This is a genomic window from Pseudobdellovibrionaceae bacterium (assembly GCA_023954155.1).
Taxonomy (GTDB): domain Bacteria; phylum Bdellovibrionota; class Bdellovibrionia; order Bdellovibrionales; family UBA1609; genus JAMLIO01.
In genome coordinates this window covers 67,745-83,740 of the sequence record JAMLIO010000006.1, presented here as the reverse complement: position 1 = coordinate 83,740, position 15,996 = coordinate 67,745, and the positions used below count along the sequence as shown (strand labels likewise).

Below are 15,996 nucleotides of genomic sequence, written 5' to 3'. Positions count from 1 at the left end.
GGAAAAATGAAAAAAAATGAAAAACCAGTCGACCCACTGGCTGATATTGTTTATTGGAACGGATATACAGAAAGCAGTATAACTTACCCTACACAATATACTGAAGACATGTTTATTCAAAACTATGAAACATTAAAAAGTCAGTTTTTGGATCCTTTACCTGTACCACTTAAAGCTTCTTCGATAGAAGTGAAAGGTAAAAATGGTGTACAAAAAACTTTTGTATCAGAATATCCAGAATTTCCAGAACCCATAGCCTCTGTTTATAATATGAAAGTAAATGGAACTGTGCCTAACGGATACACTACTCTTCCCAATAAAAATGTTGATATTGGTGCACTTTCTAACGGTGTAGATGTAATTCCAGATACAAACTACGCTCCGTTTATATTTGGTGATTTGCCAATTTTACACGTGGCAAAAAGTAAAGAGACAATAGAGATCATTTTTGAGCGATGTCTTATCGGTGCAGGAATTGATCCCCCTTCAATTGAGATGTGTAAATTTCAGTATCTTATTGCTTTAGAGGCTTGGAATGTACTTTTTAACTATTTTTATGAAATAGGTAGTATTCATATAAGATATACTTTAAAGGGCACTTATTCTTCACAAGAACATCAAGTTGTTCACGATTTTGTATACAATAATAAAACGTTCGTAGATGTTAATGGTAATTTAGATGTGGCATCATCAAAGTATATGTATAGTCCAGAAGGTACAGATATCAATGATGGATGGCTTTTTGGAAAAACACCGTATATTTATGTCCCAGATTATTTTACTAGTCCTACAGTCACATTAGAAATGTTCACGCAAATCCCAGATGATATTTTTGATGACTTAGACACTCTTAATTTAAAGGCATACATCGCAGCAGGTTTGGTAGAAGACGAAAGAGAGTTGCCAAAGGTCATCAATGTAGAACCTTTTAATGAATCTATAGCAGGGAAGGTAAAAGATGCTAGTATGGTGAGAAATAGTAAGGCCCATGGCCGCCTTATGATGATGAATAGATTTGTGCCTGTATCTTTAGAATCACAAGAGGCGGGTTTTTATTATGGTAAGAGCCATGCGTTTGAGGTTCAATTACATACGAGTGACTTGAAAGATTATGAGGTCACGGGTGTTATGGTTAGCATTAAAAGAGGCGATGAGCATTACCCAAACGTAATTACTTATCCAAAAGGAGGTAAAATATATACAGGTAGTAGTGTAACTATGAATGTTGATGGGAATCCTAATATTATTTCTATTGTAGTGAATCCTTATGATATATTTGAAGATAGCCTTATATTAGAGATGGAAGAAGATAATGCTTTAGATTTAAGATTTCAATTAGTTTTAGATGATACAACTACACCAGGAGTAGAGGAGCTTATCAGTCCAGTATTTACTATTGTAACGCTTGAGCCTATTTATGATTTAATGAACGAAGATATTATGGATTATGCTCCAATAGTTCCTCCTTGGTCATTTAATGAACCCTCAATATACAGCACACCAAGAGGATCGTACGCGAAAAATAGTTTGGCAAAGGCGATTAGAAAACTTACAGAAACTCTAGTGTTTAACCCTTTAACAGATCAATTATTAAGAATTAATGATGGTACTTTGCCCTATGGAGGAGGGTTTGATGTGCATGGTGGTCATCAAAGAGGTGTTGAGTTGGACATACGTTATCCTCATCCTCAAAGTCAGGATTGGGATCAGAGTAAAAACAGATCAGAGGCTAGCACCTCATTTTGTTCTTCTACACGGGGGCGAATAAAGTTTGGTGATGGGGTAAGGATTCATGGATATAAAAAATATTTATCAATTAAAAATTATCTTTGGATTAAAAGATTGACCAAAGATATCCATGAAAACTATAAATATATGTATGGAGATGCCAATATGAAATTGCTTGATACAGCAACTGAAGATCACAGAGGAGATTTGGTTGATTATATAGCAAATACATTTTGCCCTTCAGAGGCCCCTATTCCTAAACCTCCAACCCCCACATCTTTGCAAGGATTGTGTTATGATTTATTTGATGTCTATACGTCTGGCAATTTAGTAGATATTGATAATTTAGTAACGTATATTAGAGAAACTAGGTCTAATATTGAACTTATGGATGAAGAGACAGACTATAAGTTGACTCTGATATTATCTTCTGACGGCAGAGATTTAACGGATTGTTTCCCCACGGAACAAAGTACAATTGGTTTTGAGTATTCGACGGATTGGCATAAACTTCTAATGCAGGAAGGAGTATTTCCTGATGGCGTTCAAGCAACAGAATCATCTGTTCCTCTGGGTGAGTGGCTTGATGCTCCAAAGACTTTTGAATATAATGAAAACGATCAATCTCATTTAAGCCATCTACATATTGAGGCCAGTGTATTATGAAAATACTTAAACGAAAGCTTTTGATATATGCGGCTATATGTCTTTTCAGTTCTTCTTTTTCTCTAGCCAAGGAATATAGGACATTGACTAAAATAGCCTTTGTTCCCATGTCGCTTGAGAAAGAAAATCAAATAGAGGTTCTTAGTCATAATTTAAAAGATAATAAGATTAAGGTGGCAATGCGTAAGAGTTCTCCGCACATCGATAATATTGTTAATTATGCTGTATATATCACCCCTGCTCATGAGGGAGAGAAAATAGAAATGCTGGTTAACGGAGTTCAGATTGTTGCCAAGAAAGATGAGCCAGTAAAATTTTTTTTAGTAGGCGATCGGAAATTATATCCCATTGAATTTATATCTCCTATAGATCAAGAATATATGGGTGTCCAAATTAAGAAAGGACAATATATTTCGACGTCTCTTTACAGATCGGGATCACCATGGGGAACGATTGGCGAAGATGGATATTTTGGGCGTTGGAAAGAGTTTGAAGAAGAAGCAAAAAAGTCACCAGTAAAAGATATTCACGGATGTGTAGGGGTATATGAAAGTAAGGCTTCTCAAAAAAGGCTTTATTACATTTATAAAGGTAAAAAAATTCCTTTAGATAAAGCAGAGCCAAATTTTTGGAAGGCGAATTCTAAATATGCTGGAAATCGGATCTGTTCAGATCAGCCAGAGGCTATTATTGATTGTATAGCATCGGGTATCATAGACTGGGAGTATCCTATAATCTTTGGTGTATCTACTCTGGGACGATCGGGTTTAAATCCTGATGAGTACGATCAGCTCATATCTGACAGTGTTAAATATGGTAAAAGATGTGATCAAGCTGTTGCGGCCTATGAAAAAAAGACAGGAAAGAAAATCCGCATTTCAGGTTATTATAAATCTTTTGAACAAGAGATCAAAGAAAAGCAGAGCGGAAAGTAACTACTTGGTCTGTATATGGAAAATACCATTACCCAAACGACAGGTGATGGTGTTCAATTGAGGTAGGGCCAGACCTGATTTTAGGTTTTGGCCAATACCGAGAGTGAAATATGGGTACACAAGCAAAGTCGTGGATCGTCAGTCCTGTTTATGATCTTGGATTTTTTATTTTACCCTGTCTTTTGTCGTTAGCTATTTTTTCTTTTTATGAGGTCTTAGTTCATTTGGGCGTTCCCAACTTGATGTGGTGGGTGTTTGGGATCTATGTGGTCTTTGATAGTTTTTTTGATACACCCCATATCTTTCAATCTTTTAGCCGAACTCACAAAGACATGAGCCAATATCGCAAATACAGATTGGCTTTCACTTGGGGATTTTTAGCTCTTATCATTTTTGACACTTATATCTTTTATCTGGGATACAAAGAAATCTGGATGGTGTTCTTTGCGTGCATTGGTTACTACCATATCGGCAAACAGAATATGGGTTTTTTGATGGCCTATCGGGCAAAGTCAGGTCAGTTTTTTAAAGCCGATATATTTTTTGATCGTTACTTGTATTTGATCATCTTTTTTACTACAGGATGCCACTACTTCTTTAATAGCCCAGAATCTTTTTTATACCCTTTACAAAAGTATGTTCCAAATTATTTCTTCGTTGGCTTAAGTATTATGGGTTTAATGATTTATCTTGGTCGCCAGTTATATCTTAAGTTTTATCTTCAAAGTGATATCAGTGTGGCGAAGGTGTCCTTATACTTTGTAACCCTATTGACCAATCTCATTATACATATAGACCCTACTGTTCCCTTGTCTTTAATTGTGGTGATGGAGACCATCTATCATGATGTGCAATATCAAGGATGGATCATGCACTATCAGAAAAAGTTCTTTGAAGCAGTAGAAAAGAGAGTCAGACTAAAATGGTTGGGGTACTCGTTTATATATGGGATCGTCATGGGTTGGATTTTATATTCTGGCCAATCAGGAATCTGGGCCATTGCTATTGAACCTACATTTTTATCTATAATTTTATTTCATTATCTTTCAGATGGCTTTATTTGGAGATTCAGTAAAGACCCTCTGTTAAGAACTTTGTTGCATTCGATTCATCTAGTTGCGCTTATGAAGCAAATCCCACTGTTATTTGCTGTGATTCCTATTATTGGCATACCTTTTCGGTAGTGAGTTTACCCTGAGGTTGACAAAATTCATTTTGGGAATTGCACTTCATGCGAATATGGTAGTGATTACCGTGTCCAGCAATATGTCTGAGGTTGTTGTTGATAAAGTTTTTATACTCGTTAGTTAAACGACCTTTGTTTTTCATATACTGGCAAAAACGCTTTTTGATTTTTGTATCGGTAAAAATAATATGGATTCGATCTGTAGAATAAAGAATCTTAGCATAATCCAGAGCCACTTCGGTTCGTTCATCTGTCATATTATTAACAAATTTGTCAAAGCCTTTGGTTTTGTTTCCTATATGAGGATAGGACAAGTCCACATCCAAACCATTTTGATGAGAACCGTGGCCCCCAATCTTGCCGCCATTTTGTAAAGAAAAATCGTGAATATCAATTTTAATATTTTTATACTTTTGCTCTAAAACACAAGCGGCGTATTCCACCGTAAGAAGCGTTAAATCCGAACTGAATTGTCGACTTTTTTTAGATGTATTAGGGCGATTGCTTTCAAAACTTTTAGAATATGGTTTACCATTTCTTAAGCTTCCACTGTAATAGATACCACGAGATTGGTTGAATACACCTGTTTGCAGGCGATTCAACTGGGTTGTGCATTTGGTCAGATCAAATATAAATTTCCCATCTACACTTAAAAGTTGATTCTTTCCTGCTACAGCAGGACCAGCGTTACCTTGTCCCAAATGCTCAGGACGAGGCATGGGGCGTGGAATTTGATCAATAGGAATTTCGGCTAAAATCTCTGCGGGAGTGGGATTCTTGGGAGTCTCTTCAGATGCAGTATCTTTGGGTGTCTCTGTATTGTTGTCTGCTGAAGGGGGAGTGTGGTCTGGGCGTGGTGTTGGAATGGGAATATTTTCCGTGGGAAGTTTCACTTCATTGTCATTGGTATTTTCTGCTGGCGTAGTTGCAGACGTAGCAGGAGGTGTTGTTGTAGAGACTGAACCGGTGTCATTATCAGGGCCAGTGATCACAAAGCCTCCACTACTATTTTGATCATCAGGACCAGTGATGACAAAACCACCACTTCCTTCATGGCGATCTGGGGTTGTAACGATAGCTTTTTGATCTTCCGCAGAATTTGCTTGTCCCGTTGGCGGAACAGCAGGCTGAGTGGGGTTGTTATCGGCAGTATCTTTGTCTGTTTCTGGTTGCTCTGGAGTTTGAGGTTGTCCCAAAATATCTTGATCCATATTAAACACGTCAACTACAGCGTCGTCTTCATCTTCAGATTCTTCTTCATGAAGAGGATTTTTTTGAGTGGAGTCGTAAATATAATCAGGACATTGTGTAGGATCAGAAACCATCCCTGCACATAAGGTACCCGTAGGATCTTTAGGAAGTACGGGGGCTTTTACATTGGCAAAGACTTCATGGTTTTCAGGATCAGCAATGTCATCTACACCGAACTCATCTGGAAATTCCACTTCAGTGATTTTAATATCTAAGGTCCTTTGTTCGGCTTTCCCAGGCTGAGTGTCTGTTAGAGCTTTTTCACTTTCACGTCCATCAATAGTAAAAGTTTTAGAATCTACAAGTTCTTTACCGTCAGGGCTTGGATTTAAAAATGAAAAGACTAAAGCCACTTCATCACAACTGGGTTGAGTCGCACAGTACACAACACCATTTAGTTTTTCTGTAGGGCCTGATTTTTTCTCAAGAGGAATATAGCGCAAACTTTTATCGGTTTTATACTTTTCGCGAAATCCCTTGAGGTCGCCTTCAAAAGTGTATTTAAATTCTGTGAAGTCTCTATCAGAACTCTCATTGATTCTCAGTGTGGCTGATACATAAATCTTTCCATTTTTCTCATCATATTGAACCGTAGGTGAAACCACAGTTTTAAATTTTTCTTTTAAGCTAGGAGTCAACTCACGTATAAGTACAACTTCTTTATCAGAATTAGGACTCTTCTCGGTCACAATCTGTTGCTTGTGATCGCAATTACTTGAAATGTGCTGGTAAACGGTATCAATACAATCGGCACTACGAAAACGAAACTCCCTTAAACCTGTATCCTCATTGATCAGCTCAGGAAGTTTTTCATAAGCCTGCTGCTGAGCACACTGAGTCAGTGTGAAAATAGCAATCATAAAAAGCAGCGACTTAAGCACCCATTTCATCAAGAGTTTAAGAGGCAAAGACCATGCCCCATTTCTTGAGCGTATACGCTACTTTAAGGGCGAAAAGCGGCTATTTTAGAGCGAGGGTGACAATTTATGTCTTTTGCGTTTAACTCCGACCACAGATTTTAACGGGGAACCCAAACCTTGTTTTTTTAAATGTGGGGTGAATTCCGTGAACTAAAGGAAGACATCAGTGTTGATGTCTTCTCCATAAATTCTTGTAGTAATAGATACAAGTTGTACAAAACTAGTCACACCCCTCCATCCGTTGTCTGTTTATAAGGTCTTTTAATTAAGGTCTATCTTTCGAAGGAGGCCTCCAGCAAACGTGACGTGTTTTGCCCAAAGGGCAAATGCTGGCAGAGCCCAGGAGGGGCGTGCCTCCTTCGAAAGATAGACCTTAATTAAAAGACCTTATAAACAGACAACGGGGCCGCCATCCGCGCTAGGGATTTAGGTGTCGTAAGTGTTTTGTACTTTTCTGATGATAAATAAGGCCAGCAAGCTAAATAAAATAGCGATGTAGCCCACATAGTTAAAGTGTTCTAGGCTTCCAGTAGGGGATTCAATAATGATCATGCCCGCAAGCCACGATGCGGTAGCCGCAGACAGTTGTTGCACGCAACTCACTATGGCCAAAAAACCTGCGCGCATTTCAGTGGGTGCTGTAGCTGTAATCAGTGCCATTGAAGGTACAAGCCGTCCTGACATCACAATAAAAAAGAAACAACTTATTGCTAAAATTACTAATACGGGCTGAGGGCCAAGATGTGTGATAAGATAAATAGAAACTAATGACATAAGAACAGCCACACGAAATACGGCATGTTTGCCATATTTATCTGCTAGGCGCCCCATAAGCGGAGAGGCAAACATCGAACAGAATCCGCCTAGAAGATAAATCAAAGGAAGTTGGTCTTCTTTTAAACCTGCATTGAGCACAAAACTAGGACTGATAAAGGGAATGATGGTGAATTGCCCCAAGACTAATGAAAACACCAGTATTAAGGCTAAGACTTGATTATGATCAGAAAGGATCATTTTAAACACTTGGAAGTTGTCTCTGGTAGGAGCTTTATGTTGTAAGTGCGCATTTTGTTTTGGAATCAGAGCAAAAGCTAAGGCAAAAATAAAAATGGCAAGTACTCCTAAAACTAAAAACGGAGTCTGCCAATTTCTGTGATTCGCAAGATAAATTCCTAAAGGAAGTCCAAATATAGAGGCGGCAGCAAATGCTGACATGACAATGCCCATCGCCGATCCACGTCTAGAGTATTCAAAAGAATCTGAAACGATAGACATCACAATGGAAGTCAGTACCCCACCAAAGACACCTGTAAAACATCTGGCAAAAAGCAAAAGATGATAATGAGATGAGAAGGCACAGCCTAAAGTCCCGAGAATAAAACCCACAAAAAATAACAGCAGAATGTTTTTGCGATCAAAACGGTCTACAAAAAAAGAAGCCACTAGACCACTTAGACCTGCGGCTAGAGTATAACTAGAAACTAGAAGACTAAACTGTCCTGGGTTAATCTGTAGACTGCGCATGAGTTGCGGCCCAAGAGGCATCATGATCACAAAATCAATGATATGGGCAAACTGGATAGAGGAAAGCACCAGAATTAAAGAAAGCTCTGATTTAGTAAATTTCACGAAAAACCTTTGTGTAAAAGAAATGAGAGCATCTGTGCAAAAGGTATCTGTCGAGTTCTTGTTTCATAGAGGGTGTCTCTCCAAGAGCAGCAAGTGCGTTTAGAGCTTTAATTATAAACCGTTTTGACCGAGAAAGTAAGTGTGAGCAAGGTTTTCCCAGAAAATTATTATGTAGAAAAACTTATCAAAAAGCTATCTAAGTTTGGTTCGCTTTTTAACTACGAAGTGTTGGGTGAGGTTTCTGTTAAAGATAGAACGATTCCCATTTACGGCTTGCAATTAGGACAGACTGATCCATCTGTGCCTGTGCTTGGAATTTTTGCTGGTGTTCATGGTTTAGAAAAGATCGGCACACATATCATTGTGAATTATTTAAATACTCTCGCTAGCAATCTCAATTGGGACACATCTTTAACTTCCAGTCTTGAAAAGATTAAAATTGTAACGATTCCCATTGTAAATCCTGGCGGGATGTATTTACGCAAAAGATCTAATCCCAACGGTGTAGACTTAATGAGAAACGCCCCCGTAGATGCAGAAAGTGGGGGAGTTTTTTTGGGATCGGGTCATCGTATCAGTAAAAGGCTCCCATGGTATCGAGGTGAGCAAGGTGTTTTGGAATATGAAAACCAAGTGCTCAGGGATTTTGTTATTAAAAATATGATGCCCTCTCCGTTTGCGATGTCAGTTGATATTCACTCAGGTTTTGGATGGCATGATCGCTTATGGTATCCGTATGCAAAATCATATCTGCCATTTGATCAAACACGTATTACCAGTGTCTTTGCAAGGTACTTAAAGCTGTCCCATCCTTACCACCGTTATATTGTTGAAAAACAATCCGACAGTTATTTGATCCATGGTGATATGTGGGATCATATTTACGATATTCATAAATCACTTTATGGATCATCACAAGACAGTCAAAGTTTAGCTTTGCATTCACAAATGAATTTAGAGCACAAGCAACTTATGTCTAATGTGTTTGACTCAAGATTTTCTGCACCAGAGGATCATAAAAAGATTTTTATCCCATGGACATTAGAGGTGGGAAGCTGGTCATGGCTTTTAAGAAAACCTCATCGCATTTTTAGCACGTCGGGGCTCTTCCATACCGAAAAGACCACAAACAAGTACGCCTTTACAATGCGCAAGCACTGGGGACTTTTAGATTTTTTCCAAAGGATGACGATCCACTACAGGACTTGGGTGCGAGAGCAAGAGCCTAAAAAAGGTTTGGATAGCGCTGTAGGTTTTTAAAACTTCTTTGGGATCACTTACTTTTTCAGGGTTAAACTCCACACAATCTACAGAGATCAAACGAAATGTATTTTTGATGTTCTTGATCAGCTCTTCAAGCTCGGCAAAGGTTAAGCCTTTAGGTACGGGTGTGCCTGTGGCGGGAACTAATTCTGAACTTAAAGCATCAATATCAAAACTTAAGTGAAGACCTTCAGTAAATCCATGCTTTACAAAGTGGGCTTTGGATTCGGCAATGATCTGTGCAAGGCTTCCGTTATGAACTTGTTCTGAAGTGTAATAAAGCACGTTATGATCTTTAAGAATTTTATACTCGCCTTCATCCACGTCCCTCAGGCCAATATAAACGATCTGTTTTAAATCTAAGTTCGTTCGCATCCATTCGCCTTTAAACATCTCTTCGCGAGAAATGATTCCCGCTAAAGCAGCCACAGGCATTCCGTGTAAATTACCAGAAGGTGAGCTTTCAAAAGTGTTGATATCTGCATGAGCATCCACCCAAAGAATACCTGTCCTAGGATAGTGTTTTAAAACCGCAGATACGGAAGCCATAGCAAGACTGTGGTCGCCGCCGAGTGTGATGGGCAGTAGGGACTCCCAAAAGGCATGGTCCACAAGTTGAAAGATCTCTTTGTATTTTTGTTCTAACTGATCTGGTTGGCCATAGACAAATTCGGTGCTTTCGGGTTTTTTAAAAACTTTAAAATTTGCACCTAAATCAAATAAAAACTGATTGATTCCAAATTCTTCCATCGTAGAAGGGCCGAATGCCACACCTGGTTTTTTCTGCCCTTCCCAAATGGGGGCATGTACAATTCCAAGGGTATAATTCATAAAAACTCCAAAGTAGGCTCTCCTAAACTACCCAATTCATTGAGATCAGGCAAGGATAGACGCGATGACCTCGTTTACGGTTTGCGTGATGTTGTCAACGTCACTCACAGCCCCTTGAGCAAAGTCAGGGCGCCCACCCCCGCGACCACCGTGCTTTTCGGCAATGGACTTTAAAATTTGTCCTGCAGGAGCTTTTTTGTTTAATGAGGCGTCTACAGATACAATCAAAGGCGTCTTGTCAGAAACCGCACCTGTCACCACAACAATACCAGAGCCTAATTTATTTTTAAGTTGATCCACTAAAGTTCTTAGAGTTTCTGTGTCGTCAATATCACTGCTATAAAAGATGTAACTAAGTCCAGAATCTAAAGTGACTTTGTTTTTAACAATATCATCCACAGAGACTGAGCCTTGCGCGGCAGATTTCAATTTCTTTTTTAAATCTGAAATTTCTGCTTTGAACTTTTCGATGGTTTGAATCACGGCCTCAGCGTGGGTGTCTTCAGAAAGTTTCAATTCACTACAGATTTTTTTATAGTCAGAAAACTTCTGATCTAACATTTCAATGGCCTTCGTACCTGCTAGGGCTTCAATGCGACGTACGCCTGAACTTACACCTGTCTCAGAAACAATTTTAAAGTACTTAATGTCAGCAAGATTATGAACATGTGTACCTCCGCAGAGTTCTACTGAGTCCGCCATCTGGATCACACGCACAGTGTCCCCATACTTTTCCCCAAAAAGCGCAAGGGCACCTGCTTCTAAAGCCTCATTGTAAGAACTGACCGTACTTGAAACCTGTTCTGCATCTTTAATTGCTGAGTTTACAATCTGTTCGATCAGTTGTTTTTGTTCAGAGGTCAGAGGACCTTTGTTGGTGAAGTCAAAACGGAGTTTGTCTTCGGCCACTAAAGACCCTGCTTGCTTTACATGAGTTCCTAAAACCTGTCTTAAAGCAAAATGCAAAAGATGGGTGGCGGAATGGTGGGCCGCGATCTGTGCTCGTCGCGCTCCATCCACATGCAAACTGAAAGTCTCTGTGGAGTTGATGCTGCCTCTAGCCACTTCTACTCGATGAAAAAAGACGTCTTTATACTTTTGCACATCTAAAACATTAAACGCCCCAGAAGAACTTGAACCCGTACCGAGATCAGCGACTTGCCCCCCGCCTTCGGCATAAAAGGGAGTTTGATCAAAAAGAACATAAGCCTCTTCGCCTGAGTTTAAAGTGGAAGCGGATGATAAGCCTGTCTCTTCAATTTTAAAGAACGCAATGGCTTGGGCTTCGGCAGTTTCTAAAGTTTCGTATCCTAAAAACTGGGTGGGTGAATATTGTGTGGCCAGTTGGTTCACTTCCACATTAGAAACTTTAAAGCTTTGTCCTTTACGACTGGATTTAGAGCGTTCTTTAGCCATTTGCAGATGATCTTCAAAAGACTTTTCATCAATGGCAATGCCATCTTCTTTGGCCATTAGCTGGGTGAGGTCAGCGGGAAATCCAAAAGTGTCGTAAAGTTTAAATACAAACTCACCAGATAGGGCTTTGGCGTTTCTGGATTTTACTTTTTGAATTTCATCTTTCAGAAGTTCTGTTCCTTTATCTAAAGTTTCTAAAAAGCGTTCCTGTTCATCGGTCACACTTTTTAAGATGAACTCCTTAGACTGTTGCAGTTCAGGGTAAACATCGTTCATGGTGATGATCACCTTATTGCACACCTCAGGTAGAACAGATTGATCGGTTAAGGTGCGAGCATAACGAATGGCACGACGTAAAATACGTCGAAGCACATAGCCTCGTCCTTCATTAGAGGGGATGACTCCATCTGCTAATAAAAAACTTACAGCACGAGCGTGATCCGCAATCACTCGAAGAGCTGCGGCCTCTTTGTTATCTGTAGACGCCGCTAAGCTATAAGTGGTTTTACTGATCTTTGAGGCTACATCAATCAAAGGCAAGAACAGATCACTGTTATAGTTATTGATCTGCCCTTGCATGATGGCACTGATTCTTTCCAGTCCCATTCCCGTATCAATGGAAGGGCGAGGCAGTGGTGTCAGTTTACCCGACTCATCTTCAAAGTACTGCATAAACACTAAGTTCCAAATCTCAATAAAGCGATCGCCTTCGCCACCCATAACGTTGTCTTTGGGGTTACCTCCAACGCGATCTCCTTGATCATAAAAGATTTCAGAACATGGACCACATGGACCTGTATCTCCCATGCGCCAGAAATTATCTTTTTGACCAAAGCGATAAATTTTATCTTTGGACACCCCAATGACTTTATGCCAAAGCTCTGCGGCCTCATCGTCATCGTCATATACGGTGACATAAAGTCGACGTTCATCAAGGCCCCATTTTTTTGTTAAAAGTTCCCAAGCAAAGATCAGAGCTTCTTCTTTAAAATAATCACCAAAAGAAAAGTTACCTAACATTTCAAAAAACGTATGGTGTCTAGCTGTAAAGCCGACATTTTCAAGATCATTGTGTTTACCACCTGCGCGCACGCATTTTTGTGAGGTGGTCGCGCGTCGAGAAGCAGGAGGTGCTTCTTGCCCCAAAAAGACGCCTTTAAATTGATTCATACCTGCATTGTTAAAAAGCAAGGTGGGGTCATTGTGGGGAACAAGTGAAGAGCTTTTTATCAACTCATGGTTGTGGCTCTCAAAATGATCTAAAAAACTTTTTCGTATTTCAAAACTCTTCATTCATAGACTCCATATTTGCTTCAAGGCGAAGGGCTTCATAGCAGCAACTCAGATCAAAGCCTTTTTGCGCTAAAGACCGCAAAACTTTTTGTTTATCATCATACTCTAGATTGGAATAAGTTTGAAACTTCTTCTCTAGGTGACGCCGAATGGTCTGGACCTCTTCACTGCGATCAAAGGCTGTGGAGGGCAAACCCTTTGTTTTTAAATACTGCTCGATGTACTTGTGGCTTTTGCCTTTGCGTACAAGATAGGCATGGACTTTTAAGGCCAGCTCGTCATCAGGTAAAAACCATCCTGCGTCTTGTGCTTTTTTTATGCCTGCAAGAATCTCTTCGGTGGTAAAGACCTTTTTGCGTTCCAGTTTGTCCAAAATTTCTTTGGGGCTGTGGTCTCTACGCGCTAAGTAATCTGCGATTTTATGAAGAATAGATTCCTTTGAAGACATGTCTTAAGGTATAATCAACAAATTGTGAAAGTGAAATAAAATAAACCCAAAAACGCAAAAAAATCAGCACTTTCCATCATTGGGGTTTATGGGTCAGCAAGAGTAAACAGGCGAGACGAAATGCAACACAATCAAAAATCATCTTCAGACGTAGATTATATCAAGATCTTTGTCACCTTTGGAGGACTGGGTTGTATCCCTAAAGCTCCTGGGACTTGGGGCAGCTTAGGCACGATTCCGTTTGTGATTCTTTTGGCGGCTCTTGGTGCTGAGATTTATATGGTTCTTACTTTGCTGTTTTTGGCTCTGTCATTGTGGATCACAGCCATGTACTTGCATAAAAATCCTGACAACCAAGACCCCAAAGAGGTGGTTGTGGATGAAGTGGTGGGGATTTTGGTCACTTTTTTTCTGGTCCCTGTGACTCCTCTTGCGCTTTTGGTGGGTTTTTTAATGTTTCGTGTTTTAGACATTTTAAAACCACCACCTATTTCTATTTTTGATAAAAAAGTACCAGGGGCCGCGGGAGTGATGAGTGATGACATTGTCGCGGGCTTTATTGCCAATATGCTATTTCATTTCCTGATTTTGCCCAATGGGTGGTTAAATGGGTGGCCTATAGGTTAAGAGCGGGCAGAAGAGTTTGCCAAACGCATCAAAAGCTTTAAGGGCTTCAGGTTTAAAACTATAGGGTCTGCGGGTTTAAGAATATCTCAAAAGAAAAAAACGGAGGAGTCTTGTCACAGTCTTTACAACATCAAGTCATTGCCGCTTTTAAGAAAAGACAATGGACTTTGGGTTTTGCTGAAAGCTGCACGGGGGGACTTGTGTCCTATCAGGCGGCTCAAATCCCTGGAGTTTCTGAAATTTATAAGGGTGCGGTGGTGTCCTATAGCAGCTTGGTCAAAGAAGAAGTTTTGGCCGTGCCTTATGCTCTGCTCAAAACCCACAGTGCAGAGAGCGCGCCAGTGGCTAAAATGATGGCAGAAGGGGCAAGGCAAGTGCTGAATGTGCATGTGGCACTCAGTGTTACAGGCCTTGCGGGTCCGAGTGGCGGTACAGCGTCAAAGCCTGTGGGCTTAGTTTTCATTGCTGTGGTTGGTCCAGGCTTTGAAAAGGTTGAAAGACATATCTTTACAGGCTCTAATGGTAAGACCCTTTCTCGCGAAGAGATACAACAAGAAGCCGCAAAGCGAGCATGGGCCTTATTAGACGAAGTTTTACAAAATTAAAATCTTAACAACACATAAAGGGGTTGCATAATGAAAGACGCTCAAAAAAATGTCTCAGAAAAAGCGAAGGCTTTAGATCTTGCAGTAGCTGCAATTGAAAAGCAATTTGGCAAAGGCTCAATCATGAAGCTTGGCGGAGACGCTAAAATTCATGACGGGATCTCTTTTATCAGTACAGGTTCTTTGGCCTTAGATGTGGGTCTTGGAACTGGCGGCCTACCTAAAGGACGTATCGTTGAAATTTATGGACCAGAAAGTTCGGGTAAAACCACTTTGGCGTTATCTACTATTGCTCAATGCCAAAAGAACGGGGGCACTGTGGCTTTCGTGGATGCCGAGCACGCTTTGGACATCAACTACGCTAAGAAATTAGGTGTGAACATCGAAGAAATGTTGGTCTCTCAACCTGACACAGGTGAACAAGCTCTAGAGATCACTGAAACTTTAGTTCGTTCAGGTGCAGTAGACATCTTAGTTGTGGACTCGGTTGCGGCTTTGACTCCGAAAGCAGAGATCGAAGGCGACATGGGTGACAGTCACATGGGTCTACAAGCGCGTTTAATGTCTCAGGCTTTAAGAAAATTAACTGCTGTGATCAATAGAAGTAACACCATGGTGATTTTCATTAACCAAATCCGTATGAAAATTGGTGTGATGTTTGGTAACCCTGAAACCACAACTGGTGGTAACGCTTTAAAGTTTTACTCTTCAGTGCGTTTAGATGTGCGCCGTGTGGGTGCCATTAAAAACGGTGAGGACGTAGTGGGCAACCGTACAGCTGTAAAAGTGGTAAAAAACAAACTGGCACCCCCATTTGCTAAAGTGGAATTTGATTTGATGTATAACGAAGGTATTTCTTTAGAAGGTGACATCATTGATCTTGCTGTTCAAAAAAATATCATTGATAAAGCGGGCGCATGGTTCAGCTATGAGGGTGAGCGTTTAGGTCAAGGCCGTGAAAACGTAAAACAATTCCTTAAAGACAACCCTGCTATCAGAGAAGAAGTAAAATCAAAAGTTTTATCTTCTTACGGAATTGGTGCCAACCTAGAAGTCAGCGAAGCTACGGCGACAGATGACGCCGTGGTGGCTGAGCCTAATTTAGATGACATGAAAGACGCACTGGCAAAAGAATCCAGCAAGCGCGCAAAGAAAAACTAAGCACGATTGCCATAGGTGCTTCGTCTGCAAAGGGGGG

The 15,996-nt window shown here is 40.2% G+C and carries 12 protein-coding genes; 7 read left to right on the top strand and 5 right to left on the bottom strand.

Going from position 1 to position 15,996, the window contains the following annotated elements; genetic code table 11:
- Nucleotides 1-6: 6 nt before the first annotated feature.
- The 3 genes from M9899_08320 (at nucleotide 7) to M9899_08310 (ending at nucleotide 4,513) form a co-directional block, all read left to right on the top strand.
- Nucleotides 7-2,394, top strand: a complete 2,388-nt coding sequence (locus M9899_08320) for a hypothetical protein (protein ID MCO5114166.1) — start codon at nucleotides 7-9, stop codon at nucleotides 2,392-2,394.
- A complete protein-coding gene (locus M9899_08315; GenBank protein ID MCO5114165.1) occupies nucleotides 2,391-3,329 on the top strand; it encodes a hypothetical protein in 939 nt (312 codons plus the stop codon). Before M9899_08320 ends, M9899_08315 begins: the two co-directional genes overlap by 4 nt.
- Before the next feature lie 110 nt (nucleotides 3,330-3,439).
- Entirely contained in the window at nucleotides 3,440-4,513 is a 1,074-nt protein-coding gene (locus M9899_08310; GenBank protein ID MCO5114164.1) for a hypothetical protein, read from the top strand.
- Here M9899_08310 and M9899_08305 read toward each other — a convergent pair.
- Both M9899_08305 and M9899_08300 read right to left on the bottom strand, forming a co-directional pair.
- Complete coding sequence (locus M9899_08305; protein ID MCO5114163.1) at nucleotides 4,491-6,674, bottom strand: penicillin-insensitive murein endopeptidase; 2,184 nt, start codon at nucleotides 6,672-6,674, stop codon at nucleotides 4,491-4,493. The two genes, M9899_08310 and M9899_08305, sit on opposite strands and share 23 nt — an antisense overlap.
- 438 nt (nucleotides 6,675-7,112) lie before the next feature.
- Complete coding sequence (locus tag M9899_08300; protein MCO5114162.1) at nucleotides 7,113-8,315, bottom strand: MFS transporter; 1,203 nt, start codon at nucleotides 8,313-8,315, stop codon at nucleotides 7,113-7,115.
- A gap of 141 nt (nucleotides 8,316-8,456) precedes the next feature.
- On the opposite strand from M9899_08300, the gene M9899_08295 reads away from it, so the two are divergent.
- A complete protein-coding gene (locus tag M9899_08295) occupies nucleotides 8,457-9,575 on the top strand; it encodes a hypothetical protein (protein ID MCO5114161.1) in 1,119 nt (372 codons plus the stop codon).
- On the opposite strand, the gene M9899_08290 is transcribed toward M9899_08295, so the two are convergent.
- The 3 genes from M9899_08290 to M9899_08280 are packed head-to-tail and all read right to left on the bottom strand — an operon-like array spanning nucleotide 9,483 to nucleotide 13,566.
- A complete protein-coding gene (locus M9899_08290) occupies nucleotides 9,483-10,409 on the bottom strand; it encodes an arginase (GenBank protein ID MCO5114160.1) in 927 nt (308 codons plus the stop codon). The genes M9899_08295 and M9899_08290 overlap by 93 nt on opposite strands.
- Nucleotides 10,410-10,454: 45 nt before the next feature.
- Nucleotides 10,455-13,118 (bottom strand): alanine--tRNA ligase, encoded by a 2,664-nt coding sequence (alaS, locus tag M9899_08285; protein ID MCO5114159.1) that lies wholly within the window; start codon nucleotides 13,116-13,118, stop codon nucleotides 10,455-10,457.
- Complete coding sequence (locus M9899_08280) at nucleotides 13,105-13,566, bottom strand: recombination regulator RecX (protein ID MCO5114158.1); 462 nt, start codon at nucleotides 13,564-13,566, stop codon at nucleotides 13,105-13,107. Before M9899_08280 ends, alaS begins: the two co-directional genes overlap by 14 nt.
- Nucleotides 13,567-13,686: 120 nt before the next feature.
- On the opposite strand from M9899_08280, the gene M9899_08275 reads away from it, so the two are divergent.
- The 3 genes from M9899_08275 to recA all read left to right on the top strand — a co-directional run bounded on the left by M9899_08275 (nucleotide 13,687) and on the right by recA (nucleotide 15,959).
- Entirely contained in the window at nucleotides 13,687-14,193 is a 507-nt protein-coding gene (locus M9899_08275; GenBank protein MCO5114157.1) for a phosphatidylglycerophosphatase A, read from the top strand.
- A gap of 110 nt (nucleotides 14,194-14,303) precedes the next feature.
- A complete protein-coding gene (locus M9899_08270; protein MCO5114156.1) occupies nucleotides 14,304-14,798 on the top strand; it encodes a CinA family protein in 495 nt (164 codons plus the stop codon).
- 30 nt (nucleotides 14,799-14,828) lie between these two features.
- Nucleotides 14,829-15,959, top strand: a complete 1,131-nt coding sequence (gene recA / locus M9899_08265; GenBank protein MCO5114155.1) for a recombinase RecA — start codon at nucleotides 14,829-14,831, stop codon at nucleotides 15,957-15,959.
- Nucleotides 15,960-15,996: the final 37 nt, after the last annotated feature.